This is a genomic window from Paraburkholderia bengalensis (assembly GCF_037126505.1).
GTDB lineage: Bacteria > Pseudomonadota > Gammaproteobacteria > Burkholderiales > Burkholderiaceae > Paraburkholderia > Paraburkholderia bengalensis.
Genome location: NZ_JACFYJ010000251.1, coordinates 1 through 1,305, shown reverse-complemented (window position 1 = coordinate 1,305; position 1,305 = coordinate 1). Strand labels below are relative to the sequence as shown.

General features: G+C 63.9%; 1 protein-coding gene. It reads left to right on the top strand.

What is annotated here, in order from left to right:
- Nucleotides 1-4: 4 nt before the first annotated feature.
- The coding region (locus tag H3V53_RS43045; protein WP_336603019.1) for a UDP-glucose dehydrogenase family protein at nucleotides 5-1,305 on the top strand (1,301 nt) is incomplete at its 3' end.

Sequence of the window (1,305 nt, the reverse complement as noted above, 5' to 3'; positions counted from 1 at the left end):
GCGTATGAAAATCACCATTATCGGCACGGGTTACGTAGGTCTCGTCACGGGCGCATGTCTGGCCGAGGTCGGCAACGACGTCTTCTGTCTGGACGTCGATCCGCGCAAGATCGACATTCTCAACAACGGCGGCATGCCGATCCACGAACCGGGCCTGCAGGAAATCATCGCGCACTCGCGTGCGGCTGGGCGCATCACGTTTTCGACCGATGTCGAGGCGAGCGTCGCGCACGGCGAAGTGCAGTTCATCGCGGTCGGCACTCCGCCCGACGAGGACGGTTCCGCCGATCTGCAATACGTGCTCGAAGCGGCGCGCAACATCGGCCGCACGATGAACGGCTTCAAGGTGATCGTCGACAAATCGACGGTGCCTGTCGGCACGGCGCAGCGCGTGCGCGCGGTGATCGAGGAAGAGTTGCACAAGCGCGGGCTGTCGGATAGCGCCCAGCATCGTTTCTCGATCGTGTCGAATCCGGAGTTCCTGAAAGAAGGCGCGGCCGTCGACGACTTCATGCGACCGGACCGCATCGTCGTCGGCGTCGACAACGACGAAGACGGCATGAAGGCGCGCGAGAAAATCCGCCGCCTGTACGCGCCGTTCAACCGCAACCACGAACGCACGCTGTACATGGACGTGCGCTCGGCGGAATTCACGAAGTACGCGGCCAACGCGATGCTCGCCACGCGCATCTCGTTCATGAACGAGATGGCGAATCTGGCCGACACGGTCGGCGCCGACATCGAAGCGGTGCGCCGCGGGATTGGCTCGGACCCGCGTATCGGTTATCACTTCCTGTATGCGGGCGTCGGCTATGGCGGCTCGTGCTTTCCGAAGGACGTGCAGGCGCTGATCCGTACGGGCAGCGAGATGGGCCACAGCCTGCGCATTCTCGAAGCCGTCGAAGAGGTGAACCACGAGCAGAAGGAAGTGCTCGTGCGCAAGATCACCGATGCGCTCGGCGAGGATCTGAGCGGCCGCACGTTCGCCGTATGGGGTCTGTCGTTCAAGCCGAATACGGACGACATGCGCGAAGCGCCGAGCCGTCGTGTGATCGCGCAACTGCTCGCACGCGGCGCGACCGTACGCGCCTACGACCCTGTCGCGACGACGGAAGCCAAACGCGTCTTCGCGCTCGATCTCGCCGATGCGCCAGCACAGCAGGCGCGCCTGCACTTCGCGAGCACGCAGGACGAGACGCTGTCGGGCGCGGATGCCCTCGTCATCGTCACCGAATGGAAGGAATTCAAGAGCCCGGACTTCGCGCGCCTGAAGGCCGAGCTGAAAGCGCCGCTGATTTTCGACGG